The organism is Algoriphagus sp. SE2 (genome assembly GCF_039563885.1).
Lineage (GTDB): Bacteria > Bacteroidota > Bacteroidia > Cytophagales > Cyclobacteriaceae > Algoriphagus.
On sequence record NZ_JBCLWJ010000011.1, the window covers coordinates 110473 to 135679 of the forward strand.

Sequence of the window (25207 nt, forward strand, 5' to 3'; positions counted from 1 at the left end):
GGAGCGAAGCGATCTATCTTCGCGAAGTGATATCTAGCAAAGCCTATCTTTTTTCATTATGTCAACCTCCTTCAATCTTTTATTTCCTATACCCAAATATAAAACTTTTGTTTAAATTATAAACATTAAAATGTCAATATAATTAACAAAAAAGATGGAAGCGAGGAGAAGCATTGTACACATGGACCTGGATTCCTATTTCGTGTCAGTGGAGCGGCTTTTTGACAGCCGACTCAACGGAAAACCTATCCTAATCGGAGGTTCGGGAGATCGTGGCGTAGTGGCTTCCTGCAGCTATGAGGCGAGGAAGTTTGGAGTGCACTCAGCAATGCCCATGCGGACAGCCAGACAACTTTGCCCCGAGGCGTTGATTATCCGGGGAGATTTTGAAAAGTATAGCCAAAAATCCCATGAGGTCACCGAGATCATCCGGGAGGAAGTCCCCTTATTTGAAAAATCCTCCATCGACGAATTCTACATCGACCTGACAGGAATGGATCGTTTTTTTGGTTGCTTTAAGCTCTCGCAGCAAATTCGGCAACGTATCATCAAAGAAACTGGACTACCCATTTCTCTGGGACTTTCTGAAAATAAAACCGTCTCCAAAGTCGCTACCGGAGAGGCCAAACCCAACAATGAAAAGCAAATCCAATTCGGAGAAGAGAAACCTTTTCTAGCACCTCTTTCCGTACGGAAGATCCCCATGATTGGGGAGAAAACATCTCAGACGCTTTACAATATGGGCGTCAAAAAAGTGCAGACACTACAGCAAATGCCTACCGAACTCCTTCAGGCTACTTTTGGAAAAAATGGAAATATGATCTGGGAAAAGGCCAACGGCATCGATAAATCTCCGGTCACTCCCTATTCCGAGGCTAAATCCATCTCTACTGAAAATACCTTTGAGCAGGACACCATCGATGTGAAAATGCTGGAGGCGACACTGGTCGCGATGTGCGAGCAGCTCACAGGCAAACTCCGCCAAAATCTACAACTGACCGCTTGCGTGAGTGTAAAGATTCGCTATTCAGATTTTGACACCCACACCATGCAGCAGCGTATCCCATACACTTCGGCAGATCATACACTGATCCCATTAGTGAAAGAACTCTTCCGCAAGCTTTACAATCGGCGAGTCCTCATCCGGCTGATCGGCGTACGATTCAGTTCACTGGTCTATGGCAACTACCAGATCAAGCTCTTTGAAGACACCCAAGAGCAGATCAATCTGTACCAAGCCATGGACAAGATCAACGGAAAGTTTGGAGAAAAAACCGTCTGCAGGGCCGTAGGGATGTCAGTGGGAAGAAGGAGGTTTAATCCTTTTAATGGGATGGCTATTTAGTAAAAGCGCATTTGAAATTCTATTTTTCATATCCGATATTGCTCCAAAATCATATAGTTTGAAAACAACTCAGCACCTCTTTACCTCCCCTCGCCTAGGCTTTCGAACCTGGAAAGATTCTGACCTAGACGTTTTCAGCGAAATGAACTCCGACCCGGAAACCATGAAATACTTCGAAAAACCTCTGAGCAAAGAGGAATCCAAAGCCATGATGGAGCGGATGAATAAACAATACGAAGACAAAGGCTATTGTTACTTCGCGGTCGACCTTCTGGAAACTGGTGAACTCTTGGGAATGATTGGAATGGGATGGAAAACTTTCGAAGCAGAGTTTACACCCTGCGTGGACATTGGATGGAGAATTAGAAGAACATTCTGGAATCAAGGTTTTACTACTGAAGGAGCCAAAAGATGTCTAAAGTTTGCAAAACAGCTTAGCCTAGCAGAAGTTATGTCCTTCGCTTCCTCTGCCAATAAAGCCTCTACGCGGGTCATGGAGAAAATTGGAATGGAATATTGGCTAGACTTTGATCATCCTGAGCTGAAAAAATCAAAGTACTTAAACCCATGTAGTTTATATAGAATATCTTTTTAAGAGATAGCGCTGAGAACAGATAGTGTTACTGAAATACTTGGAAATACCATAGAAATAAACCTCCATAAAATAAAAAGATAGCTCTTCGAGCAGATATAATGAAGGTAGCCTAAAGGCAGAAAGTGTTATTGAAATACTTGGAAATACAATTGAAATAAACCTCCCTTCGGTCGGATGATTTGAAAGGAATTACGAAGTGCAGGTGCTAACTGGATTGGCTAGAAATAAAAAATTGATTTTTCAGCCGAGACTCAACTGGTATTTCTGAATAAAATACCAAAAATACTTTGAAATAATACAAATTTATTCTTAACTTAAAAATATATCTAACTGAAAAACAGTTAGTTGATTTTCAGCACCCATCTAGGGTTAACGATTTTTTATAATTCAAATTTTTCAATTACAAAATCAAAAAAACAATGAAAAATTATTTTCAAAGTTCGCTTTGTGGGCTTTTAACACTGCTCACACTAACCGTTTTCATGTCAAGCTGTATCTCTGATGAAAGCAACTTGGATCAACCAATTTACCAAAATAATAATCTTGAAAAAGTCATGGATTACCCTGATACTTTTTCATTAGAGAACCTAAGGATGGATCCCGGGACACTTAAAATGCTTGCTAATTTAAGAGCTGCCACCGCAAAATATCATCGCATCGAAGCAGCAATGGAAGATGGGTACGCGCAGGGTTCTGAATGTGTATCTAGCCCTGCAGGAGGCATGGGATATCATTACGTCAATTTCGCCGCCGTGGACGGGGAGTATGATCCTACCATGCCAGAAGCATTGCTTTATGAAATGTCTAAAAATGGGCAAATGAAGTTAGTCGGTGTGGAATTTATCATTGTTAAAGATGCCTGGGGTGCGGAAAATGCAATGATTCCTTATTTTGGAATGCAGGAATTTGACACAGCATTTGAACCTGAACCACTTCCATTTGACAATTACCAGCTACATGTCTGGGTATGGAAGCATAATCCGAATGGTATGTTTACCATGTTTAATCCCAATGTCAATTGTCTTTAAAAGAAAAGGCTCCCAATCGGGAGCCTTTTCTTTTTACAACTTCTTTCTCATCGATATTTTTTACCCGCCAAAAAACTATACAATCCTATTATTCAATAAATTAACCCATCGGAGAAGAAATATTTTTAAGCAATGGATTTTTTTAATTTGCACCAAGTAAATTATCTTGGCGTTTTAAAACTGTTTAGTTTCAACAATCACCAATATTCAATGCCCAATTTTATTTTATTGATTTCCCTGTTTTGGGCCTTCATCCCTTTGCAACAGGAAAATTCTAGTAAAATAGAACCTGAGGTGATTTTAGATTCTCTGATTCGTAAAAGTGAGCAATATCTTTATTTAGAATGGGATAGTGCTTACTCCTACCTGACTAAAGCTGATTCTCTTGCACGCTTATTAGAAGACGAAAACAAAACTGGGAAAATCGCCAATTTATTTGGGACACTTTATTATGTCGAAGGGGACTATGTGGAGTCCATGAAATACTTTTCCGATGCAAACGAAATTTTTAACAAAACCCAAGACAAATTAGGACTGAGCTACGCCCTCAATGGAAATGGATTAATTTATCTCAGCCAAAATGAACTAGAAAAAGCAATTGATATTTTTAACCGATGCATTGAAATCAATAAAACCCTAGGTGATACCTATGGCATTGGAAAGAATTATTTTAACAGAAGTATAGGAGAGTCAGACCTAGGGCAATTTGACAAAGCTCACGAGTCTATAGATTTGGCATTGAAATACCTGAAAGACCATCAGGACAAGGTAATCTATACCATGACCTTAAACAGAGCCGGTAAAATATACTTTGACGAGGGAAAAATGGAGGAGTCAGAGGAGTATTACAATCAGGTATTGAACTACCCAGGCGAGCTCAGCAATTGGGCAAATGCATTTGCTTACACTGGATTGTCAGAAATACAAATAGCCAAAGGAAATCCAAGAAAAGCACGGGAGTTGGGAGAAATTGCCAAAGATTACGTTTCCAAAACAAGGGGGTATTGGGATAAAGCAAGATTATCCAAAGCATTGATGACGACTTATTCGGAACTTGGGCAGTATAATCAGGCTTTTGAGCAATCCAAACTTTATAAATCCTACTCGGATAGCTTGTACAATGAAAATAAAAATGCTGAAATCAGTTATTTGCAACTGCTTTTAGCAAATGCCGAAAATCAGGATTTACTTCAAAAAAAAGAACTCGCTGAGAGCAGTGCCAATTTCAATAAACGATTCACAATTATTTTGATCATCACACTGATCGTCCTGATTATTGGCTTTATCCTGTATGGCAGAGTCATCAAACAGAAAGAAAAAATAAATCGGGTCCTTCTCGAGAAACAAAATGAGATCCAGATTCAAAACAAAAAATTAGAGGTCATAAATGAAGAAAAAAACAAGCTATTCTCCATTCTATCTCATGATCTGAAAACTCCAATTAGTTCTGTGAAGGAACTTTTGGAATTAGAAGAAAAGGGGCTTCTTGACGAAGAAGAGCAAAAAGCTGCCAGGAAACTTCTTATTAAGCAAGTATCTGAAACAGATGAAATGCTGCGAAAGCTTCTTCGATGGTCCCATGCCCAGCTCGAGGGGATTATTACCAAAAGAACGCCAACGAACCTTTCTGAAATTATAAAAGAGCAAATTGGCCAATTTGACTATCAGACAGCTACCAAAAACATTACTATTGATTCATCATCGATAAGTGATCTTACACTTTTGAATGTGGACCCACAGCAAGTGCGGATTATTTTACAAAATTGCCTTCAAAATGCCATCAAATTTTCAAATCCGAACAGCAAGATTACCCTGTGGAGTTCTGAAAATGAACAGGAAGGTTTTATAAATCTTCACATAAAAGATGAAGGCATCGGGATCTCTGAGGAAAAAATTGAAGAGATCTACTCACAGGCCGTCCGGGTCAAATCTACCGAAGGAACCCAAAAAGAAAAAGGTACCGGTTTGGGGCTAAAGTTGGTAAGACAGTTTATGGAAAAAAATAATGGACGTTTTATTATCAAAAGCAAACCCAACGAAGGTTCAGAAATCATTCTTAGCTTTGAGAAAATTGATTCTTAAATCAAAGAAAATTCTCATTTTATCTCATTCATCTTTAATATCATGAAAAAACTTTTTCTGCTCTTTCTTATTTCATTTACCATTGCTCCTCTTTTTTCACAGCAAATATCCACTCGCGAAATGGATCGGATCAATTGGATGGAATTTGCTGATTTTGTTCCTGAAAAAATCAATACTGTCTTACTTCCAACAGGCACCTTGGAACCTCATGGCGTTGTCAATAACGGTGCCGATAATACTGCTCCTTTTGCCATGGCAAAAGACATTGCTGATGAATTAAATGCTATGATCGCACCCACCCTCAACTATGGCATCACCGGTAGTATGGCTGCTTACCCGGGAGCTTTTCAGATCACTGAAGAAGCTTATGCACCTTTTATCCGTGACATTCTTAAAGGCCTTGCCAAAAACGGCTTCAAAAACATCATCATCCTCAATGGACATGGTGGCGGACAAACTGCAGTTTTGCAAAGAGTAGCTGGGCAAATTGCCAACGAACTAGGTGTGCGAACTTTAGTTATCAACTGGTGGTCTTATGCCTCAGACGTGACCCTTGAAGTTTTCAAAGAAGATGGAGGGCATGCCGGACTTAATGAAACAGCTTATATTCAGGCCATTGACTCTGCTTTGGTTCATAAGGAAAAATACAATCCCGACATGGCAACAGCCTATCCGAAAACAGGGACTTACGCAGCTGTTCCTTTCCCTTCCAGCATCGGCTTATACCAAGAAGGTCAAGGATATCCCAACTTTGATGAAGCCCAAGCCAAAGAATACTTCGAGAAAGTAAATGCAAAAGTAGCTGCTTTGATCAAAGAAACGATCCGTAAATGGGACATGGCAGGGCTTTAAGCCTCTCTTCCTTAATCAATTTAAACTTCATCCTTTAGCTTTTAGACTTTGCTTTGATGTCCTATTTCTCAGACCAACAGTATCAAAATATAAACCCGAACAGCTTTGTACCCGCAGAATACGAAGGCTGTTCTTTCATCCAATGTAATTTTTCTGGCTTGGACTTAAGAGGATTCAGTTTTGAAAACTGCTCGTTTAGCAATTGTGATCTTAGCAATCTAAAAGTCCCTGGAGTTTCTTTCCGAGGCGTTACTTTTGATAGCTGTAAAATGCTTGGAATTCACTTCCAAAGCTGTAATCCATTTTTGATAGAGTTCACCTTCAAAAACTGTCAATTGGACTATTGTGGCTTTTACAACCTTCAGATAAAAAAGACTGTTTTTTCTTCCTGTCGATTGCTGGAAGCTGACTTTACGATGGCCAATCTGACTGGAAGCAGCTTTGTCGGTTCCGAACTGAGTGGAGCCGTTTTCGATCAGACGGTTTTGGAAAAAGCTGATTTCCGTGATGCTCAAAACTACCGCATCGACCCCGAACTAAACCGGATCAAAGAGGCCCGGTTTGATCTGGGTGGACTTCCCGGATTGCTTAGCAAGTATGGGATCAGGATCGGATAATAAAACCATTTCTACCGAAGTTTAAAGCTTCGGTTTTTTTATTTCTAATCCTCAGATTTCTAAAAATAAGTCCAGACAATTTCCTCCATACACTTGCTTTCCAATTTACTTTTTGACTAAATTATAAACATTAAAATGTTAATATAATTGACATTTTAAACACCTCGGACGACGAAACGTAAATATCTCGCCGCCTGCCTGCCGAAGGTAGAAAGGCTTATCTCAGGAGCGAAGCGACTATATCTTATTAAAAATTATGTTTATCAACTGTCATTCTCACTTCAGCTTTAAGTACGGCACCTTATCCGTTGATGCGCTCATCGAGGAGGCGAAGAGCAAGCGATTGGATGCCTTTGCCCTGACAGATATCAATTGTACCGCAGGAGTATTTCCCTTTATCCGAGCTGCCCAAAGAGTAGGCATTCACCCTGTGATCGGCATCGATTTTAGAAATGGAAGTCAGCAGCAATACATCGGACTGGCAAGAAATCAGGAAGGTTTCTATGAGCTAAACAGCCATCTTTCAGATCATTTGGTTCATAAAAAGCCATTTGGGAAACGGGCTCCGGCTTTTAATCACAGTTTTATTATCTATCCACTTCCTGACCAACTTTTTACCCTTCGGGAAAATGAATACATCGGTGTCCATCCCACCCAGCTCAACCGTCTGATTTCCTCGCCTTGGTTTCGTATGAAAGACCGCTTGGTCATGCTCCAACCCGTGACTTTCACTTCCAAAATTGATTTCAATGCCCATCGCCTGTTACGCAGCGTAGACCTCAATACCCTCCTGAGCAAACTTCCTATGGAAGAACAAGGCGATCCCAGCGATCGATTCTACAGCTACGCTGATTCGGTAGCACGTTGCGAAAACCACAGCTACCTCCTCGCCAATGCTCAAAAATTACTGGAACATTGCCAGTTTTCATTCTACTTCCAAGCCGTCAAAAACAAGCGTGATGTCTTAGGCTCGGACTGGGAAGATTACGATTACCTACGCCAGGAAACTTTCAAAGGAGCACTTTCTCGCTATCCAGACCTGACTCCAACCATTTCCCAGCGTATCGAGAAGGAACTCGAACTCATCCAGCAAAAGGCCTTTACCTCTTACTTCCTGATCAATTACGACATCGTGACCTTTGCGCAGCAACGTAACTTCTACCATGTGGGCCGGGGGTCCGGTGCCAATAGTATCGTCGCCTATTGCCTGGGCATCACCGATGTGGACCCCATCGAACTGGACTTATATTTCGAGCGATTTATCAATCTCTATCGGGAAAACCCACCCGATTTTGACATTGACTTTTCCTGGAAAGACCGGGATGAAGTGACCGATTATATTTTCCGAAAATACAATCAGGGGAAACAGGAACATGTCTCGCTTTTGGCTGCTTATAGCACCTTCCAGTACAATTCCGTCTTCCGGGAACTCGGGAAAGTCTTCGGGCTTCCCAAGAGCGATATAGAATCCCTCATTCACTTTGCAGACAAGCCTAATTTCGAACCGGATCAGTTTGGCAAGCTCATCATCAAATACAGCCAAGTATTGCATGACATGCCCTCCCATTTGACGGTTCATGCCTGCGGAATCCTGATTTCACACAAGCCGATTCATTACTATACCGCGACGGAAATGCCTCCCAAAGGCTTCCCTCTTTCACACATCGACATGCATGTGGCCGAGGACATTGGGCTTCACAAGTTTGACATCCTCAGTCAGCGTGGTCTGGGACATATCAAAAGTGCGATTGAAATCATCTACCAAAACCAAGGGGTAAAAGTGGACATCCGCAAAGTGGAGCAATTCAAAAAAGACCAAAAAATCAGAGAACATCTCCGGGATGGGCACACCATCGGTGCCTTCTATGTGGAATCTCCTGCCATGCGCATGCTGCTGGCAAAGATGAAAGCCAACGAATACCTGGAACTCGTCGCTGCCAGCTCCATCATCCGTCCGGGAGTGGCGAGATCAGGAATGATGCGCGAGTATATTTTGCGCCATGTAGATGAAGAGCGTCGCAAAATCGCCCATCCTGTTCTCGCCGATATCATGCCCGAGACCTATGGGATCATGGTCTATCAGGAAGATGTGATCAAAGTGGCGCATTACTTCGCCGGTTTGAGTCTGGGGGAAGCCGATGTGCTGAGAAGAGGCATGAGTGGAAAATCCCGCTCCAAAGACGAATTCCAACGGGTGAAAGACCGCTTCTTCAGCAACTGTCGGGAGAAGGGGCATGAAGATAAAATCGCCGGGGAAGTCTGGCATCAGATCGAAAGCTTTGCCGGATATTCCTTTGCGAAGGGACATTCTGCTTCTTTTGCCGTGGAAAGCTATCAAAGTCTCTATCTCAAAGCCTATTTCCCACTGGAGTTTATGGTGGGAGTGATCAACAACTTCGGAGGATTTTATCATACCGAGTTTTATATCCACGAACTCCGAATGAACGGTGCCGACATCCAAGCTCCCCATATCAATGAAAGTGAGTATCTGACCCGAATCACCGGAATAACAGTGTACCTCGGATTTATACATCTTAAATATTTGGAGAAAGCTTCAGTAGAAAAGATCCTCTCGGAGCGCAGAAAAAACGGTCACTTTATCGGACTAGCTGATTTCTGTGGACGGGTAGAAATCAGCCTGGAACAGCTACTCATCCTTATTCGCATCAACTGCTTCCGGTTTACCGGAAAAACCAAGCAGGAATTGCTTTGGGAAGCACATTTCATCTTAAACAAGCGCAAGGCGATTCCCGGCCCCACAGATCTTTTCAAGCAAAATGCCGGATTCAACTTTCGTCAGCCTGCTGTACCTCAACTGGAAGAAATAGATATCCGTCAGGAAATTGTGGATCAGATTGATATTCTGGAATTTCCGCTGGACTCCCCTTTTCACCTGATCAAAAATCAAAGCATCCGGGGGATCAAAGCTGCCGAACTCAAGAGCTATCTGGGCAAGACAGTGCAGATTGTCGGCTATTTGGTGACCGTCAAATACACCCGAACCGTCAAAGGAGATGTGATGAATTTCGGCACCTTCATCGATCGGGAAGGTCAGTGGATCGATACGGTTCACTTCCCTCCCGTGGTCAAAAAGTATCCTTTCAAAGGTAGGGCAATCTACCTGATCGAAGGCAAAGTCACTGCCGAATTTGACTTCTACAGCATCGAAGCGACGAAATGTGAACGACTGGAGTATTGGAATGCGGGGGAATAGTTCATGTCTTTAGGCTGCACTAGTTCAAGTCTTCGGACTTGGACTATATAAAAACACAGTCTCCAGATTGTAAACATAATTAATCAATCAATAACACATCAATCAATTTCTCCGGCAATCCAGCATAATTGACAGCACTGCTATACAAATAATCCTCTTGAGAAAGAACAATTCCTGCTTTTACGGGATTTTGATGAATATAATGAATGCATCGGCTGACTTTTTCATTTGTATTCAGTTCAATTGGATGACTGTGCTGCTGCCAGACTTGAAAGTGAGTATTATTTGGGTTTGTTCTCCCAGCCTTTCCAAAATGCCAAAGCAAAATATCTTTTCTACTTTCTGTATGACTAGTCTTTATCGCTTCTAAAATCTTAACAGATGTAAATTTTTTAATGTCTCTCATTAACCCTTCTATAGGTAACTCCCCATTCCGGCCAAGGATCATATGGACATGACTTGACATGATACAATAGGCACCTAAATCAAGGCCTTTAAATTTTTGACAATACCGAAGTGAATCCAAAAAGATATCTCTATACTCCCTATGAGTGAATAAATCTATCCACTCAACCACAGTGAAGGTTGCAAAATAAAATTTATCTTGATCTCTAATTTTATATTTTCTGCTCATCGAAAAAATACCAACTAACGTATTAATTTAGTTAGTTTTTTTCAAAAAACAGCCTAATAACTGACATTGTCCAAGTCTGAAGACTTGAACCAAATATCCTTTCAAAGGTAGGGCAATCTACCTGATCGAAGGCAAAGTCACTGCCGAATTTGACTTCTACAGCATCGAAGCGACGAAATGTGAACGACTGGAGTATTGGAATACGGGGGAGTGACTTTTTTTAAGATTAACTTTCAATCCTAAAAATCACTTTCTACAGGACATCAAAATCTGGCTTTCAAAAAGCCTATCTTCATGAAGAGTCGTAAAGAAGTCCTCGAGGTATGATCTAAAAGGCTTGATGTCCCCTTTATCCAGATTACTTTCATTTTCATCCACAATAGCCCAAATATCTGGCTCTAGTGCTAAATATTCCTGTCTGATAGCCTGCATCAAAGATTCTTCCCTGCAATAACCCCGATACAACCGCTCTGTCACATGCTCAATATCCACCAAATTACTCACCTGAGAATAAGGAGGATTTACAAGTCCGGTCATATCAAAATCATAAGCCAAGGGAACAACAGTTTTCGAGTCCAATTTCAGGATTTTCATATTATGCTGAAACATGGTCGACCAATCGGTATTTCCAATCATCAACTGAAAAAAGTCATGTCTGACTGCTGCGGAGTCTTCCAGCACAGTCCCTAAAATCTTCTTCCCATCCAGAATCTCTCCATCAAACCTATCTGCTACTTCATCATCATCCTCGATAAAAAACCCGACTAACTCTACGACTTCACCCTTTCTATCATCTTCGTTTAAAAAATTGATTTTCACCAGACGAGTATGAAAAGTATGATCCATAACTTCATCTGCCATTTTATAACACAAATATTCCTTAAAGATATCACTATCTGCCCCATTTGATTTAGTACAAGGAATAACCAATTTCAGGTTCCTATTTCCTTGAAAAACAGTTCCCTTAGCTTGCTTTTTCTTGATTTTTACTCTCAATGGGGGATAATAGCAATTTGCAAGTCTAAAATTACCCCTTACTCTCAAGTCAATATCCAAGGAGTCCCACTCCCCTGTTTCCTCGTTTTTATATTGCAAAAAACTTTCGACATAGGTCGAATCATTAGATTCTTTTTTTAAATCCTTGATCGAAAACTTCATATTAATTTCAATAGGATCCTGACCGGAAAAAAGACTCTCAGACTTTTGGGAATAAACTTCTTGCCCAGAAAAAAGGATTGAAAAACAAACTCCTAAAACGATTAATAAACTTTTCATAGCGACTTAACTCAAATACATTAAACTATTTTTCAAACTACTTATTCATTCAAATCAAACATTTCCAATTTCACATCATCTACCCCATCTTGATCAAAAGGATTTTCAAGTTGTTCTTGCACATTGAAAAGTGAGATTAAGACAAAGGTTGAAATCAATGCCAATGTATATAAAAGCCATGGTGAACTTTGAGAATTGCCATCAAGTAATCGGAAGTAAACAGAGGGCACATAAATAATCGGGTATAAATAAATAAAAACTAAACAATAGGCCCTAATGGAAGCAGGTGTCCGATGTTCTTTTATTCCTGCAGAATTCTCTATTCCCAGCAAAACATCTCTCATAAAACCCTGAATTTTCAAAGAAGCATTAAACTTCATCGATTTCGAGCGCTCCTTAATATAATCACTGATTTTAGCTGCTTCCTTGCGAACAGTTTCCAAAGTAGTATGTTCAGGTCCAAGATATTCAATTAGATATTTTGAGATATTATAAATCGTATCCCTAATTTTATTTTTATCCTCATCACTGATTTTAGACTGGCTCTGCAAACAAGCGTTAACAGTAATTAAACCTGACTTAAATTTTGCCAAATGCTCGATTGCCTTTTCTCTCCTTCGGAAAGCACTTTTAATAGTAAAAACCAAAGGAAAAATGATGGCGATACTAATCATAGTCAGGTCAAAATTGTATTGGAAATTCTTGACCAAAGTGAAATGAGTAGTCAAACTAGTGATGGCTAAAGCCACAAAAGTCCGCCAGTTAACAATGATCAGATACTTTTTCATAATAAAAATCCTGTGTTGCTTGAATCTACCTTTCCTAAAAACTCAATTAATTCTATCTGAATTTATGATTTTCCTAAGACAATCAGACTATAATTTGAACAACAATAATCTATTATTCTAAAATATAGGATTTTTTTTATTTTTTCTACCTCAAAATTATATTCTTGAATTCTACTTCAGCTCCTTCAGCCTGTAAGGCTATTTGACCTTTTTGAGCGGTAGCTCCATAGCCATCATTTACTAAATCTCCATTGAGCCAAACCGTTATTTTATCATCTTGACAGATTATCTTGATGTGATTCCATTCCCCTAAAGGATTTTCAGAATCGTCCGTAAGATTTTTAACCCTTCTCTCCTTTCCCTCCGAAATCCCCCAATCCTCCTTTGGACCTCTTCGACTCTCCATGTCATCCACTTTTATATCTTGCTGTATACACCAAAAATCTCCCGCATTGCTATGCATCAGCTGAACTTCAATAGATTTTGGGAACATGTCATATAATGCTCTTGGCTCGGAAGCATGAACTAAAATACCACAATTGCCAGGTTCCCCGGCAAAGCGATAGTCTAATTCGAGTGTATAATTTTCATATTCTTTATCTGTAATCAAATGTCCCTCTGGAGTTCCTAAGCTCACAAGCAAGCCATCACGGATTATGAATGGAATTCGCAGACTACTATCTGCCTCTAAGTCAGGAACATCTATATGCCAACCTTCTAAATCCCGGCCATTAAACAAACTGATGGATTCCATTTGATCCTTCGTTTCTGATATAATGGTTTCTGTTGATTCCACTTTTCCATTACACTGCCAAAAGCAACCAGATAAAACAATGAGGAAAAGGCTTACAAATGAATTATTCATATTTAGATGTCTTAAATTGATTATCTACCTACAATATTGAAAACAAAAGCTCTGTATTTTATTAAACCTACGAAGATCGCACCTCCAAAAGCATTTCCCAATAGAGCTAAACTCTGAAAAGAAAGATAGGTCACCAAACTGATTTCCGGGGATTTTAGCATTCCGGAAAACACCTCGATACTTCCAATGATACTATGATGGAGACCTGTAAAGGCCATTACTGAAGTGATCAAAAATATCATTACTATTCTGCTTATCGTATCCTTTGCTGATGCCAAAAGCCAAGAAAGTAACCCCATCAACCAGCCTGCTATGATCGCACTCACCAAAATCACTAGAGGAGCGGCATCTAACACATGAGTTGCTATCGTAACAACGACTTCTTTGTTAAAAATACCCAACCTGGGTCCTAACCAATTAAGGATTAATGCTATAAAATATCCTCCTATAAGATTCCCACTGATCACTATACCCCAAAGTCTCATCATCGATCCAATGGTTCGCTTTTTATTTAGGACCGGCAAAGTCAGAAGTGCTGTCTGTTCCGTAAAAAGAATACTTTGTCCTAAAACAACCAAAATAAATCCCAATGGGTAAACCAAGGAGATCATTTTAAAGATAGATTCCTCTTCCATCCTATCCTCAAGGAAGAAAAAAACTGCACAAATCATCAAGAAGCTAAAACCAATTTCCAATCCTGCAGTGATCGAACTTAAAAAAAGACTGCTTGAACTCTTTTCGTAGGTTTCTTGGGCTTCAGAAATTTGATCCCGCAAAATTTCACCATGAGTTTTAGGAGCATCTTTTTCTGTTTTCTTGGTGCTCTTTATCTCTTTATCAATGACTTTCTGCTTTTTCTTTTCCTGTGCTGCCAGTTTCTTTTCCCCTGCATCCAATTTTCTATCTTCCATTTTTATATTCAAAAGTCTATGCGGTAAAATTCAGGCCACCTTAAAGCCTATATAAAATACAAAACTCCTCATTCGTTCATTTACTTCTTCACTATTCTTCCTTCCCAAATTCTCATAAAAAGCATATGGGCCATTCTTCGGGCGTGTTCTTTAGCAAAATTGGCCACCTCTCCTTCAAAATATAAGTCTATTGTATTGAACCATAATTCTAGCCAATTTCCAAAATGTCTTTGTTCAATGCTATTATCGACGGCATCGTCTACATCCCTATGAACTTTGGTGGGATTAAATTTCCCTGCCCCCGGACCAGTTTGTAGAAGTATCATTTCCCAGAAGTCAGAAAGATGTACTAAATGGTGATCCCAATCTTTTACTACCTGATTAAAAATTGGGCCTAAATCTTCATGTTTTCGTACTCGATCATAAAATCTACGAACTAAAAAATCAACTTCCTTCCGACTTTTTATGTCTAGTTTATCCATTCTATTGATCCAAAATTGGCTTTAAAACTTCAAGTTCCCCATCAATATTTTTAGGAATGGGGAGCCCTAAAATATGACAGATTAGTGGATAGATGTGGATATTGTCAAAAGAGTCAATAGTTTTTCCTGATTTGATTTGAGGTCCATTCGCATAAAATATACCATGCATTTCGGGATACTTCTGACTGTAACCATGAGTTCCTCTCACTTGTGTATCGTCAATTCTCATCCTACGCTCTATTACCTCACGATACTCTTGATTTCCCATAAAATAATATCCTAATTCAGCCAGAATAATCACATCTCCTATTCGATCCCCATAGACACTCACATCTTGATAGTATTCTCCTTTTGCAGGATCAAAAACGCTGTAGCCTTTGGCATCCTTTTCAATCTGAGCAATAACTTTATCCTTGTCCTTGGGATCATCCAAATAAATATGTGCCAAAGCTCCGCTATCTACAATTCTACCTGCAATTCCCTTTGTAATTTCATTCAGAGCAATGTATTTCTCCAGAGGAACATTAGCCATACCATGATCTGAAACTATAATTATATTCACTTCCTGATCGATATTTTTAACCCCTTCAAACAAGGCTCCCAATTGACGGTCCAGTCTTTCAATCCCGGATGAGAGCAGCTCGTCCTTATTTGGTCCAAATGAATGACCTAAATCATCTATATCAGAAAAATACATAGTTATCATTCTTGGCCGAATAGAATCAGGCATTTGAAGCCATTCGAAAACCTGAGAAACCCGCGTTAGATTGGGTACTCTTCCATCATAGTCATAGTAGTAACTTGGCCTAATTCCCTTTACATCCGCCTCTGACCCTACAAAAAAATAACTTGCCGCTTTCATTCCATTTTCCTCCGCCAAAACCCAAAGTGGAGTACCTCCATACCAGGATCCATCTGTCACCAATTCCCGCTTATTGATTCTGTATTCCTGATCTTTTTTGGGATTATAGAAAGAGTTATCTACAATTCCATGGTGCTCCGGTCTCATGCCCGTGGCAATGGTATAGTGATTAGGAAAAGTCTTGGTAGGAAAAGAAGGGATCAGGGATTTGGCTGCAACTCCATCTTCTATGAATCGGGAAAGATTTTCGGGTTTAAAGCGCTCCACATAATCATAGCGAAACCCATCTAGCGAGATCAAAATTACGGTAGGTTCTGGTGCTTGCTGCGCAAAAGAGTTAACAGCTAAAAACGAGAGGAAAAAAACTAAAATATTTCGCATATTTTTTTTCTTAAAAGTACCTACCCTTCCAACCAATTCAAATCATTTTTTTACATTGAATCAACAATTAACCCCAATATGCATTATAGTTTTCAACTTTTAATTTTAATTGTTCTTCTATCAGTCTCCTCAAAGACAAAAGAATCTACTAACTCAAAAGGACATGTTTCTATCAGACTTTCTGACAATCAACTTCTTGATACGGTAGCTTTCTATACTTTTCAATATTTCTGGAATGGAGCTGAGCCTAACTCTGGAATGGCTCCGGAGCGGATTCATCTTGATGGCAATTATCCAGATAATGATCAACATATCGTTACAACAGGAGGTACAGGTATGGGCCTAATTGGAGTTCTTGGGGCGATTGAAAGGGGATGGATCAGTAGAGATCAAGCCAGGGTCAGATTTGAAAAAATGGTGACTTTTTTGGGAAAAGCAGATCGCTGGCATGGCATCTGGCCCCATTGGCTAGATGGGAATACGGGAAAAGTCAAACCCTTTTCTCCCAAAGATGACGGGGCAGATTTGGTAGAATCTGCTTTCCTAATTCAGGGTTTACTCGTTGTCAGGGAATACTTCAAAAATGGAACATCCGTTGAAAAGGAATTGGCAGAAAGAATAAATCAGCTCTGGAAAGAGATGGACTGGAATTTTCATACCCAAGGAGGTCAAAAAGTCCTGTATTGGCATTGGTCACCAAATTTTGGTTGGGAAATGAATTTTGCATTAGAAGGGTATAATGAGGCTTTGATCGTTTATATTTTGGCGGCTTCCTCTCCAACTCACCCCATTGATCCTGAAGCTTATCATCAAGGCTGGGCAAGTTCAGGAAATATTAAAGCAAAAGGAGTATCACCCTTCGGAATCCCGCTACAACTTAAACATAACGGTGCAGAAGAATATGGTGGCCCTCTATTTTGGGCACATTATTCCTATTTAAGTTTAAATCCAAAAGGCCTGAAAGATAAATACGCAGATTACTGGCAAGAAAACCGAAATCAAACCCTGATCAATCGTGCTTGGTGCATTACTAATTCAGGGAATTTTAAAGGTTATGGGGAAGATCTTTGGGGCTTGACTGCATCCTATTCCATTAATTTCTATAATGCCCATAGGCCTGGAAACGATACTGGGGTAATTTCTCCGACCGCCGCTGTATCATCCATAGTCTATACTCCGGAAGAAAGCCTAAAAGTAATCCGGAATTTATATGAAAATTATGGAGATAAAGTCTTTGGGAAATATGGCTTTTATGATGCTATGAGTCCAGAGCACGATTTTTTTCCTCAGCGTTACCTTGCCATTGATCAAGGCCCCATGGTAAGTATGATAGAGAATTACCGGAGCGGCTTAGGATGGAACTTATTTATGAAAGCTCCTGAAATCGAAATTGGATTGAAAAAATTAGGATTTGAAGGATATTAAAAAAAGACACCCAAAGAAAATACTATTTGGTAAATTGGATCATCAAGGAAGATTTCAACCCAAGGGCATTTTTATATGAAGCTAGATCAAAAATCGATTGTCATCATTGGAGGAACATCTGGAATTGGGCTTTCAGCGGCAATTGCCTTAGAAAATGAAGGCGCAAATCTAATTGTCGTTGGACTGGATGAGGAGAGTTGCAGCCATGCAAAAAAAGAATTGAAGGGAAACCATAAAGTCATCTGGGGTGATGCAAGAGAAGAAGGATTAGCTCAGTCTGCCATTAAGGAGTGTTTAGATCAATTTGGAGACTTTCATGGCTTATTTCATGTAGCAGGAGGAAGTGGGCGGAAATATGGAGACGGTCCTTTAGATGAGCTAACTTTAGAGGGTTGGAATCAAACACTTAGCTTAAACCTAACATCGCTGATGCTTTCCAATCAAGCTGCCATTCAGGCTTTTCTTAAGCTTGGCCACGGTGGATCAATCCTAAATCTTGGTTCAGTTTTAGCCTTTTCCCCATCCCCCAGGTATTTTGTAACGCATGCATATGCAGCTGCAAAGGCCGCCATCGAAGGACTTACCATCAGTACCGCTGCTTTTTATGCTCCTCATAATATCCGAATCAATGTTCTTGCGCCGGCATTAGTAGAGAGTCCCATGTCCCAAAGGGCTATGAATAATGAGTCTATTACCTCTTTCTCCAAGTCAAAAATGCCTTTGGATGGTGGCCGTGTTGGTCAAACCTCCGATTTAACTGATGCAGTTCTCTTTTTCCTTTCCGATTCCTCTTTATTCACCACAGGTCAGGTCCTTCATATTGATGGGGGTTGGCATTTAACAGAAGGTCAATACCAATGAAAAAAGCGATAGGGATTGATATCGGAGGTACGAACATTAAAGGCGTTCTCATCAATGGGGAAGGAGAAATCCTAAAACAAATCAAAGCAAAAACCTACTCAGGATCGGATCCTAACTGGCAAAAGAATATTAAAAGCGTTTTCGATGAATTCAAGCAAGGAATTGAGGAAAGTACAATATTGGTCGGGATTTCGGCTCCCGGATTGGCCAATGAGACAAATACTGCCATCAGCTTTTTGCCAAACCGTCTTTCAGGAATGGAAAACTTCATTTGGTCTGATTACCTCAATACCAAAACGAAAGTCCTCAACGATGCCCATGCCGCTCTTATGGCTGAACATTCCTTTGGTTCACTAAAAAATTTTCAAAACGCCATTTTAATTACCCTAGGTACTGGGGTTGGTGGAGCTCTTTTGCTAGAGGGGAAATTACACCAAGGATCTTCCCAAATGGCAGGTCACATTGGACATACTATTCTCCAGCCTCATAACTTTCAGCAAAGTCTTTTGGGAATGCCTGGAAGTCTGGAATATGCTCTTGGTAATTATTCCATTGAGCAGCGAAGTCATGGGAAATTTAAAAACACCTTCGCACTCCTTGAAGCAGTGGATCGAAAAGAGACTTTTGCACAATGGCTATGGCTTGATATGATGAGAAACCTTTCTTTGAGTGTCTGTTCTTTGATAAATACTTTTAGTCCTGAGGCAATTGTTTTAGCCGGAGGCCTCACCCATGCGGGAGATCATCTCTTTAAGACCTTGGATGATTTTATTACTTTGTATGAATTCAGACCCAAAGGAAAGAAAACCCAAATACTCCAAGCGAAATACATGGATTTTTCTGGGGCTCTTGGTGCAGCTGCTTTTGCTTTAAAAAAATAACTATGAGTTATACACAAACATATTTGGACAAATGTGAAGAACTTATAAAAACAGTTCGATCTCAGGAAGCCGAAATCAAAACTGCTGCCAGGTGGTTTGCAGAAAGCATTTTGGCCGGACGAATGGTTCATGTGTTTGGATCGGGACATAGCCGAATAATGGTCGAAGAAATGTGGCCACGCTATGGTTCATTTCCAGGTTTCAATCCAATTGTGGAGCTTTCCCTGACCTTTCATAATCTGGTCGTCGGGGCCAATGGTCAAAGGCAAGCAATGTTCCTTGAAAACACTCCCGGTTTAGCGGCCCAAATTTTAAGAAATTTCGATCTCTCAAAACTGGATTCGGCCTTGATTATTTCCTCCTCAGGATGCAACATCGTGCCTATTGAAATGGCTGAGATTTTCCAATCGCAGGGAATTAAAACTGTCGGCTTACTGTCCAAAAGCCACTCTGAGGCATCTAAATCAAAGAAACCTGATGGGAAAAAATTATCTGATTTCTCTGATCTGGTATTGGATTCCGGCGCTCCCGTAGGTGATGCTATGGTAGAAATCGATGGACTCGAAACGCCTGTCTCTCCCGGATCGACCATTGGTTCCTGTATGCTGATCAATAGTATCAAAGCTGAACTAGCTGCACTACTGACAGAGGCAGGCCACCCACCTAAAGTATTGACAGCTGCAGCGATAGTTGGACCTGAAAAAGCAGCTGCGTTGTTTCAGGCGGCCTATGATGAGCATGGTCATCGTATTGCGAAGATGTATCAACAAAATGGCATTCCTTCTTATGTATCGGATCAAAACCCTTTGAAAGAAAATCCATAAATTATTAGAAATTGAAAAATTGGAACCATGGCAAAAATATGTATTCTAGGAGGCGGATTTATCGGTAGATTTTATGCGGAATCTCTAACGGGTAGGAGAATAAAAGACGAAGTAGCAGTTGTTTATTCTAGGTCTCAGGAAACTGTAGATCGCTTTGCAAAGGATTATAAAACCCCATTCAAAACTACCGATATGGAAGAGGCTATTTCCCATCCGGATTCAGAGATTGTGATAGTAGCACTCCCAAACTACCTCCATGAAGAAGCGGTACTTACTTGTGCAAAACATAAGAAAGCGGTGTTATGTACGAAACCTTTAGGAAGAAATGCCGAAGAAGCTTTTCGAATGATGGATGCATGTGAGAAGGCTGGAATTTTCTCTGGTTACTTAGAAGATCTTTGTTACACCCCAAAATTTTTAAAATCGCTCAAATCTGTAAAGGAAGGCGCTATCGGCAGGGTTCTTTGGGCTAAGTCAAGAGAAACTCATCCTGGTCCGCATGCGGATTGGTTTTGGGATCTGGAAGCTGCTGGAGGTGGAGCTATTGTAGATATGGGTTGCCACTGCATTGAAATTTCCAGAAACTTCATCGGTAAAGATATCAAACCTGTAGAAGTCATGTGCTGGGCAGATACCCAGGTCAAACCTATCGAAGCAGAAGATCATGCGATCGGATTGGTGAAATATGAAAACGGAGCCATAGGTCAGTTTGAAGTAAGTTGGACTTTCCGTGGTGGAATGGACTTACGGGATGAAGTAATGGGTACCGAAGGAACCATTTGGGTGAATTCCTGGCTTCGAACTGGATTCGAGATGTTTACTTCTGGCGAAGGGGAAGGTGGCTATGTGGTGGAGAAATCAGAATCAGATTCAGGTTGGCAATTCCCCGTCGGAGATGAGGCTGTTGAATTAGGGTATGTCAATATGTTTTTGGATATGTTGGATGCCTATGAAAATCAAACTACTCCACAAGAAACTTTTTATGACGGCTATGTAGTAAATGCAGTGATGGATGCTGCTTATAAATCAGCAAAATCCAAACTCTGGGAACCAGTAAATTTAAAAGTATGGAAGGGAAAAACCGGGGTAAGCAAGCCCTCTGTTTTCCAAGAGTATGATGCGGATCATTGGTTTATCAAGAAAGAAAAATTACCAAACGGAGATCTTGTCACAATTGTAAAAGAAAAAGCGAGCGGAAAGGTCAAGGAGATAATCTAAGGAAGATTAGAAATCTTTTATTTGATCTTTTCTTTTTCTTGACTCCTTTGTCCACTGATCTGATAATTTTAAAACATCAATACAGAAAAATGCAACCTATCCCAATCAGAACCACAGTAATTGGCTCCTACCCTTTTCCAGGTTGGCTCGAGTTCGGTTCAAATAACCTAGACAAATTCGGAAAAGCGGATATTGACGAGATGATCGATGATGCAGTCAGCATTGCTATCAAAGATCAGGTCGATGCAGGTTTGGATGTCATTACCGACGGAGAGCAAACCCGCCTTGATTTTAATCTGTCATTCTATGGATTCCTTCAAGGCCTCCAACCAAATCATGACGAGACGCGAAAGTTTGGACCTCCTGCCCATGACCAACGAGGCAAGCATTCCATTCTTGCTCCCCTATCAGCTCCCAGAGGTTTAGGTGCAGTAGAGGAATATAAAAGATTGGTTCGATTGGCACCCAAAGGTCCTACTTTAAAAGCATCTATCCCAGGCCCTTACACGCTTAGCGGAAGGATGATTCCGGATGGTAAGATTTATAAAGATCGGTTTGATATCACAGAAGCCCTTTTACCGATGGTTCGAGATGAAATTCAAAGGCTGGTAGAGGCAGGCTGTCAGGAAATCACCGTCGACGAACCTTCTATGTCTTGCTACGCATACAAAGAAGACACCAAACGATTTGTTGACATTTTTAATAGAACCGTTGCGCCGGCTGTTGGGAAAACAAGACTCTCCACCCATCTTTGTTTTGGGAATTTCAAAGGAAGGCCTGTTGGCTATAGAAAATTACATCCCATGCTTCCTGATTTTCTTGATTTTAACGTGGATGAAATTCATGTGGAAATGGCCAATCGGGAGTTTGATGAGATAGCACTTTTGGCTGCTTTCGCTGAAAAAATGGATGTCGCTGTGGGGATCATAGACGTGAAAAATTATTACATCGAATCAGTAGAGGACGTGAAAGAGCGAATCAAAGCTTGCCTAAAATATGTTCCTGCAGAAAAATTAGCCGTAGCTCCGGATTGTGGGCTCAGCCAAACAGCTCGATGGGCATCAAAAAGAAAACTAGCTGCTATGTGCCAAGGGGCTAAAGAGATGAGGTAAAATTGGAGTTGAAAAGAGAAAAAAAACGAATCAATAAAAGATAAATCAAGGGATTAGAATGATTAAACCGATAAAAAAAGAGGATACTCTTTTAGAAGAAATCAAAGCAACTGCAAATAAATCAGAGGGACTTCGAATTTGGTGGCTTGGGCAAAGCGGCTTTCTGATCCAATGGAATAAATTTCACCTCTTACTGGATCCCTATTTATCTGATAGCTTAACAAGAAAATATGCAAATACAGAAAAGCAGCACGTAAGAATGAGTGAACTTGTAATTTCTCCCGAGAAATTAAATTTCATTGATTTAGTGACTTCCTCTCACAATCACACAGATCATTTAGATGCTGAAACGCTTAATCCAATTCTTGATGCAAACCCCGGAATTCAATTCATTATCCCTGAAGCCAATAGAGATTTTGTTGCGGAACGCTTAGGTTGCGACAGAAACATTCCGATAGGGCTTGTAGATCAACAAAGCCATATTTTAAACGATAAGGTATCTATAACTGCAATTCCTTCTGCTCATAATGAATTGGAAACCAATGAAATCGGTCAACATAAATTTTTAGGATTCATTATTAAGGTTGGCCCTTACACTATCTATCATTCTGGAGATACACTTTGGTATGAAGGGTTAGAATCAAAAGTTGCTCCTTTCAAACCAGATGTCATGCTATTACCAATCAATGGAAATAGACCAGAACGCAAGATCGCCGGTAATATGAGTTCGGAAGAGGCAGCAAAGTTTGGAAAAGCAATAGATACTGGAGTTGTCATTCCCCATCATTACGATATGTTTGAGTTTAATACGGAAGACCCAGCAAACTTTGTAAAAGCAGCTGAACAGGAAGGCATCCCCTATAAAGTGCTGGAAATAGGTGGAAAATTAGAGATCTAGATTCAACAACAAGTCCCATGCAACGAAGAAATTTTCTAGCCGCAATTCCATTACTGATGACTTTGGATTTAAAGGATTTTGGTATGGACCAACTTCCCATTTCCAGTAATGGATACAACTGGATCACATTCTTTCGTCGAGATGGAAAAATTTGGGGAGAAGATCTAGCTAAAGATATGGCCTTGTATTCAAAGTCGGGATTGCATGCCTATGAGCCCAGTATCGAAAATGCCACCATGCTTGAAAAGCTAATTCCAGAGATGAAAAAAAATGGAATCGCCATGCCCTCAATGTATGCGAACTCGGTGCTTCATGATCAATCTGAAGTGGAAAAATCGATCCAAAATATCATGGAAATTGCAGAGGTAGCTGCTCCTTTTGGCTGCAAAATCTTCGTCACCAATCCCAGTCCAATTGATTGGAATAATCCCGTAAATAAATCTGATGCAGAGCTAAGGCTACAGGCCGAATCCATGAACAGACTTGGTAAACTACTCCGGCAAAAAGGAATTACCCTAGCCTATCATACCCATGATATGGAATTGAGGGCGGGAGCTCGGGAAATTCATCACGTTTTACAAAATACTGATCCAAAAAATGTCTCTTTTTGTTTTGATACCCATTGGGTGTACAGAGGTTCGGACAATTCCGAATTAGCGGTTTTTGATATCTTAAAAATGTATGGAGATAGGGTAATAGAACTGCACCTTCGTCAATCAAGTAATGGGATTTGGGACGAAACTTTTTCAGCCAGAGGCGATATTGATTATTCCAAATTTGCTCAACAACTCAAGAACAAAAAAATCAAACCACATCTAGTTATCGAGCAATGCCTAGAAGCAAAATCTCCTGCTAGTATGGGAGTTGTGGAAGCTCATCAGAAAGATTTGGAAGCTGTAAAAATTATTTTTGATAGGTAACAGTTTTTTTCATCAACCAATCCGTTTGGATTTCATCTCCAAAAGGAAATGGATGCGTCCCAAATTTCACCAGACCGTTCTTTTCATAAAAGCGGATCGCTCTGGCATTCTTCTCCCAGACACCCAGCCAAACATATTCCAGACCTTGCTTTCTGGCAAAATCAAACGCGTAATCCAATAAATCCTTCCCAAGCCCTATTCCTAAAAACTCCTCCAAAACATAGAGTCTTGAAATCTCCAAACTCTTAGGATCATGGATATCTGTCTGTGCCGGAACCAGATTTACTTTGGTATATCCGATGATTTTCCCCTCCTTTTTGCCACAAAAAACTTGGAGCAGGGATTCAAGAATTCTTTATGGTACTGAGGCAAGGTGAACGCTTCATCCAGATAGGCATACACATTCTCGATTTTGTTTCCTGCAGTAAAAGCTTCCAAAAATGACTTTCTGGCCATTAAAACCAATTCCTCCAGTTCTCCTGCTTTTACTTCCTCAATCGTAATAGAATTCCTCATTTAATTCTTGTTCAAAATTTTCAGCGCCTGATCGATTTGATTATTGGGAAACTCCCCTAAAATCGCCCGGTATTCTCCGGTGGGATGAATCACCACAAAACTTCTGCAAGGATACGGAAATTTAAAAAATTGATTTTCGAAAACTCCATCAGGATCAGGCATCCAGGTTATGATTCCCTGGTATTTCTCCAACCCATGGGAGTTTTTAAATATGTAAGCCGGCTCCCCCGCATTTCGCTTCGCTGCTGTTTTCAACAAATAGTCATGAGTTTTCTGAAAGTATCGGGTATCGTAGGCATTGTCGCCGGTAGAATTGCATTCATCCTTTCCTGGATAATAAACGACAATCAGGGATTTCCCCTCTTTCAGATCCTGCATTTTCCCTAACTTCTCATAGAAAATCTCCGGTTCCACCTTTCCAAAAGGCATTCTATAAATCAGCATCATCACCTCAGGATCCTCACTGGGCACTCCGAAATATGGCCCATTCAATATCTTATTCTGAAATTCATCTTTGGAAACAGACCTCCCCATCTCATCCCGATACTTGGTCTGGGCCGAAAGAGAAATACTGAGTAAGAAGAAAACAAGAATCGGGATAAACTTCATGCAACCTAATTT

At 40.3% G+C, this 25207-nt stretch carries 25 protein-coding genes; 15 read left to right on the plus strand and 10 right to left on the minus strand.

Going from position 1 to position 25207, the window contains the following annotated elements:
* Window positions 1-154 precede the first annotated feature (154 nt).
* The 7 genes from dinB to AAGF08_RS13860 all read left to right on the plus strand — a co-directional run bounded on the left by dinB (window position 155) and on the right by AAGF08_RS13860 (window position 9733).
* Window positions 155-1345, plus strand: a complete 1191-nt coding sequence (gene dinB, locus AAGF08_RS13830) for a DNA polymerase IV (RefSeq protein ID WP_343511825.1) — start codon at window positions 155-157, stop codon at window positions 1343-1345.
* A 58-nt stretch (window positions 1346-1403) separates the two neighbouring features.
* Window positions 1404-1940: a GNAT family N-acetyltransferase gene (locus AAGF08_RS13835; protein ID WP_343511826.1), complete on the plus strand. Its 537-nt coding sequence runs from the start codon at window positions 1404-1406 to the stop codon at window positions 1938-1940.
* Between the two features lie 419 nt (window positions 1941-2359).
* Window positions 2360-2968 (plus strand): hypothetical protein, encoded by a 609-nt coding sequence (locus AAGF08_RS13840; protein ID WP_343511827.1) that lies wholly within the window; start codon window positions 2360-2362, stop codon window positions 2966-2968.
* Window positions 2969-3178: 210 nt separating this feature from the next.
* Window positions 3179-5050 (plus strand): ATP-binding protein, encoded by a 1872-nt coding sequence (locus tag AAGF08_RS13845; protein WP_343511828.1) that lies wholly within the window; start codon window positions 3179-3181, stop codon window positions 5048-5050.
* A 42-nt stretch (window positions 5051-5092) separates the two neighbouring features.
* Entirely contained in the window at window positions 5093-5902 is an 810-nt protein-coding gene (locus AAGF08_RS13850; RefSeq protein ID WP_343511829.1) for a creatininase family protein, read from the plus strand.
* A gap of 56 nt (window positions 5903-5958) precedes the next feature.
* Window positions 5959-6519 (plus strand): pentapeptide repeat-containing protein, encoded by a 561-nt coding sequence (locus AAGF08_RS13855; protein ID WP_343511830.1) that lies wholly within the window; start codon window positions 5959-5961, stop codon window positions 6517-6519.
* Between the two features lie 256 nt (window positions 6520-6775).
* A complete protein-coding gene (locus AAGF08_RS13860; protein ID WP_343511831.1) occupies window positions 6776-9733 on the plus strand; it encodes a DNA polymerase III subunit alpha in 2958 nt (985 codons plus the stop codon).
* A gap of 79 nt (window positions 9734-9812) precedes the next feature.
* On the opposite strand, the gene AAGF08_RS13865 is transcribed toward AAGF08_RS13860, so the two are convergent.
* From AAGF08_RS13865 to AAGF08_RS13895, 7 genes are all read right to left on the minus strand, one after another.
* The gene (locus AAGF08_RS13865; RefSeq protein ID WP_343511832.1) at window positions 9813-10367 is read right to left on the minus strand and encodes a transposase; all 555 of its coding nucleotides are present in this window, start codon (window positions 10365-10367) and stop codon (window positions 9813-9815) included.
* Between the two features lie 246 nt (window positions 10368-10613).
* On the minus strand, window positions 10614-11642 hold the full coding sequence (locus AAGF08_RS13870; protein ID WP_343511833.1) for a hypothetical protein: 1029 nt from the start codon (window positions 11640-11642) through the stop codon (window positions 10614-10616).
* 41 nt (window positions 11643-11683) lie between these two features.
* Complete coding sequence (locus AAGF08_RS13875; RefSeq protein ID WP_343511834.1) at window positions 11684-12430, minus strand: hypothetical protein; 747 nt, start codon at window positions 12428-12430, stop codon at window positions 11684-11686.
* Window positions 12431-12575: 145 nt separating this feature from the next.
* Window positions 12576-13184, minus strand: coding sequence for a DUF1080 domain-containing protein (locus tag AAGF08_RS13880; protein WP_343511885.1), 609 nt, complete (start codon window positions 13182-13184; stop codon window positions 12576-12578).
* Between the two features lie 131 nt (window positions 13185-13315).
* Complete coding sequence (locus AAGF08_RS13885) at window positions 13316-14206, minus strand: formate/nitrite transporter family protein (protein ID WP_343511835.1); 891 nt, start codon at window positions 14204-14206, stop codon at window positions 13316-13318.
* An 80-nt stretch (window positions 14207-14286) separates the two neighbouring features.
* Window positions 14287-14688, minus strand: a complete 402-nt coding sequence (locus AAGF08_RS13890; protein WP_343511836.1) for a group III truncated hemoglobin — start codon at window positions 14686-14688, stop codon at window positions 14287-14289.
* 1 nt (window position 14689) lies between these two features.
* The gene (locus tag AAGF08_RS13895) at window positions 14690-15931 is read right to left on the minus strand and encodes an ectonucleotide pyrophosphatase/phosphodiesterase (protein ID WP_343511837.1); all 1242 of its coding nucleotides are present in this window, start codon (window positions 15929-15931) and stop codon (window positions 14690-14692) included.
* Between the two features lie 78 nt (window positions 15932-16009).
* Here AAGF08_RS13895 and AAGF08_RS13900 point away from each other — a divergent pair, with 78 nt between their 5' ends.
* The 8 genes from AAGF08_RS13900 to AAGF08_RS13935 all read left to right on the plus strand — a co-directional run bounded on the left by AAGF08_RS13900 (window position 16010) and on the right by AAGF08_RS13935 (window position 24070).
* A complete protein-coding gene (locus tag AAGF08_RS13900) occupies window positions 16010-17356 on the plus strand; it encodes a glucoamylase family protein (protein WP_343511838.1) in 1347 nt (448 codons plus the stop codon).
* Between the two features lie 75 nt (window positions 17357-17431).
* Entirely contained in the window at window positions 17432-18217 is a 786-nt protein-coding gene (locus AAGF08_RS13905; RefSeq protein ID WP_343511839.1) for an SDR family oxidoreductase, read from the plus strand.
* Window positions 18214-19098 (plus strand): ROK family protein, encoded by an 885-nt coding sequence (locus tag AAGF08_RS13910; protein ID WP_343511840.1) that lies wholly within the window; start codon window positions 18214-18216, stop codon window positions 19096-19098. Before AAGF08_RS13905 ends, AAGF08_RS13910 begins: the two co-directional genes overlap by 4 nt.
* A gap of 2 nt (window positions 19099-19100) precedes the next feature.
* The gene (locus AAGF08_RS13915; RefSeq protein WP_343511841.1) at window positions 19101-19922 is read left to right on the plus strand and encodes an SIS domain-containing protein; all 822 of its coding nucleotides are present in this window, start codon (window positions 19101-19103) and stop codon (window positions 19920-19922) included.
* Window positions 19923-19949: 27 nt separating this feature from the next.
* Entirely contained in the window at window positions 19950-21140 is a 1191-nt protein-coding gene (locus AAGF08_RS13920; RefSeq protein WP_343511842.1) for a Gfo/Idh/MocA family oxidoreductase, read from the plus strand.
* 89 nt (window positions 21141-21229) lie between these two features.
* The gene (locus AAGF08_RS13925) at window positions 21230-22252 is read left to right on the plus strand and encodes a cobalamin-independent methionine synthase II family protein (protein WP_343511843.1); all 1023 of its coding nucleotides are present in this window, start codon (window positions 21230-21232) and stop codon (window positions 22250-22252) included.
* Window positions 22253-22310: 58 nt separating this feature from the next.
* Window positions 22311-23150, plus strand: coding sequence for an MBL fold metallo-hydrolase (locus AAGF08_RS13930; protein WP_343511844.1), 840 nt, complete (start codon window positions 22311-22313; stop codon window positions 23148-23150).
* Window positions 23151-23167: 17 nt separating this feature from the next.
* The gene (locus tag AAGF08_RS13935; RefSeq protein WP_343511845.1) at window positions 23168-24070 is read left to right on the plus strand and encodes a TIM barrel protein; all 903 of its coding nucleotides are present in this window, start codon (window positions 23168-23170) and stop codon (window positions 24068-24070) included.
* On the opposite strand, the gene AAGF08_RS13940 is transcribed toward AAGF08_RS13935, so the two are convergent.
* Genes AAGF08_RS13940 through AAGF08_RS13950 form a run of 3 tightly spaced genes read right to left on the minus strand, consistent with a single transcriptional unit; the run spans window position 24054 to window position 25195 of the window.
* A complete protein-coding gene (locus AAGF08_RS13940; protein WP_343511887.1) occupies window positions 24054-24422 on the minus strand; it encodes a GNAT family N-acetyltransferase in 369 nt (122 codons plus the stop codon). The genes AAGF08_RS13935 and AAGF08_RS13940 overlap by 17 nt on opposite strands.
* The gene (locus AAGF08_RS13945; protein WP_343511846.1) at window positions 24353-24586 is read right to left on the minus strand and encodes a hypothetical protein; all 234 of its coding nucleotides are present in this window, start codon (window positions 24584-24586) and stop codon (window positions 24353-24355) included. The genes AAGF08_RS13940 and AAGF08_RS13945 overlap by 70 nt, the downstream gene beginning before the upstream one ends.
* Window positions 24587-25195, minus strand: a complete 609-nt coding sequence (locus AAGF08_RS13950) for a hypothetical protein (protein ID WP_343511848.1) — start codon at window positions 25193-25195, stop codon at window positions 24587-24589. It abuts the gene before it with no gap.
* Window positions 25196-25207: the final 12 nt, after the last annotated feature.

Coding starts and splice junctions, on each gene's coding strand:
- AAGF08_RS13865 (WP_343511832.1), bottom strand. CDS start 10,367: ATGAGCAGAAAATATAAAATTAGAGATCAAGATAAATTTTATTTTGCA.
- AAGF08_RS13840 (WP_343511827.1), top strand. CDS start 2,360: ATGAAAAATTATTTTCAAAGTTCGCTTTGTGGGCTTTTAACACTGCTC.
- AAGF08_RS13900 (WP_343511838.1), top strand. CDS start 16,010: ATGCATTATAGTTTTCAACTTTTAATTTTAATTGTTCTTCTATCAGTC.
- AAGF08_RS13885 (WP_343511835.1), bottom strand. CDS start 14,206: ATGGAAGATAGAAAATTGGATGCAGGGGAAAAGAAACTGGCAGCACAG.
- AAGF08_RS13895 (WP_343511837.1), bottom strand. CDS start 15,931: ATGCGAAATATTTTAGTTTTTTTCCTCTCGTTTTTAGCTGTTAACTCT.
- AAGF08_RS13950 (WP_343511848.1), bottom strand. CDS start 25,195: ATGAAGTTTATCCCGATTCTTGTTTTCTTCTTACTCAGTATTTCTCTT.
- AAGF08_RS13855 (WP_343511830.1), top strand. CDS start 5,959: ATGTCCTATTTCTCAGACCAACAGTATCAAAATATAAACCCGAACAGC.
- AAGF08_RS13945 (WP_343511846.1), bottom strand. CDS start 24,586: ATGAGGAATTCTATTACGATTGAGGAAGTAAAAGCAGGAGAACTGGAG.
- AAGF08_RS13930 (WP_343511844.1), top strand. CDS start 22,311: ATGATTAAACCGATAAAAAAAGAGGATACTCTTTTAGAAGAAATCAAA.
- AAGF08_RS13890 (WP_343511836.1), bottom strand. CDS start 14,688: ATGGATAAACTAGACATAAAAAGTCGGAAGGAAGTTGATTTTTTAGTT.
- AAGF08_RS13905 (WP_343511839.1), top strand. CDS start 17,432: ATGAAGCTAGATCAAAAATCGATTGTCATCATTGGAGGAACATCTGGA.
- AAGF08_RS13920 (WP_343511842.1), top strand. CDS start 19,950: ATGGCAAAAATATGTATTCTAGGAGGCGGATTTATCGGTAGATTTTAT.
- AAGF08_RS13845 (WP_343511828.1), top strand. CDS start 3,179: ATGCCCAATTTTATTTTATTGATTTCCCTGTTTTGGGCCTTCATCCCT.
- AAGF08_RS13880 (WP_343511885.1), bottom strand. CDS start 13,184: ATGGAATCCATCAGTTTGTTTAATGGCCGGGATTTAGAAGGTTGGCAT.
- dinB (WP_343511825.1), top strand. CDS start 155: ATGGAAGCGAGGAGAAGCATTGTACACATGGACCTGGATTCCTATTTC.
- AAGF08_RS13910 (WP_343511840.1), top strand. CDS start 18,214: ATGAAAAAAGCGATAGGGATTGATATCGGAGGTACGAACATTAAAGGC.
- AAGF08_RS13925 (WP_343511843.1), top strand. CDS start 21,230: ATGCAACCTATCCCAATCAGAACCACAGTAATTGGCTCCTACCCTTTT.
- AAGF08_RS13875 (WP_343511834.1), bottom strand. CDS start 12,430: ATGAAAAAGTATCTGATCATTGTTAACTGGCGGACTTTTGTGGCTTTA.
- AAGF08_RS13850 (WP_343511829.1), top strand. CDS start 5,093: ATGAAAAAACTTTTTCTGCTCTTTCTTATTTCATTTACCATTGCTCCT.
- AAGF08_RS13935 (WP_343511845.1), top strand. CDS start 23,168: ATGCAACGAAGAAATTTTCTAGCCGCAATTCCATTACTGATGACTTTG.
- AAGF08_RS13870 (WP_343511833.1), bottom strand. CDS start 11,642: ATGAAAAGTTTATTAATCGTTTTAGGAGTTTGTTTTTCAATCCTTTTT.
- AAGF08_RS13915 (WP_343511841.1), top strand. CDS start 19,101: ATGAGTTATACACAAACATATTTGGACAAATGTGAAGAACTTATAAAA.
- AAGF08_RS13860 (WP_343511831.1), top strand. CDS start 6,776: ATGTTTATCAACTGTCATTCTCACTTCAGCTTTAAGTACGGCACCTTA.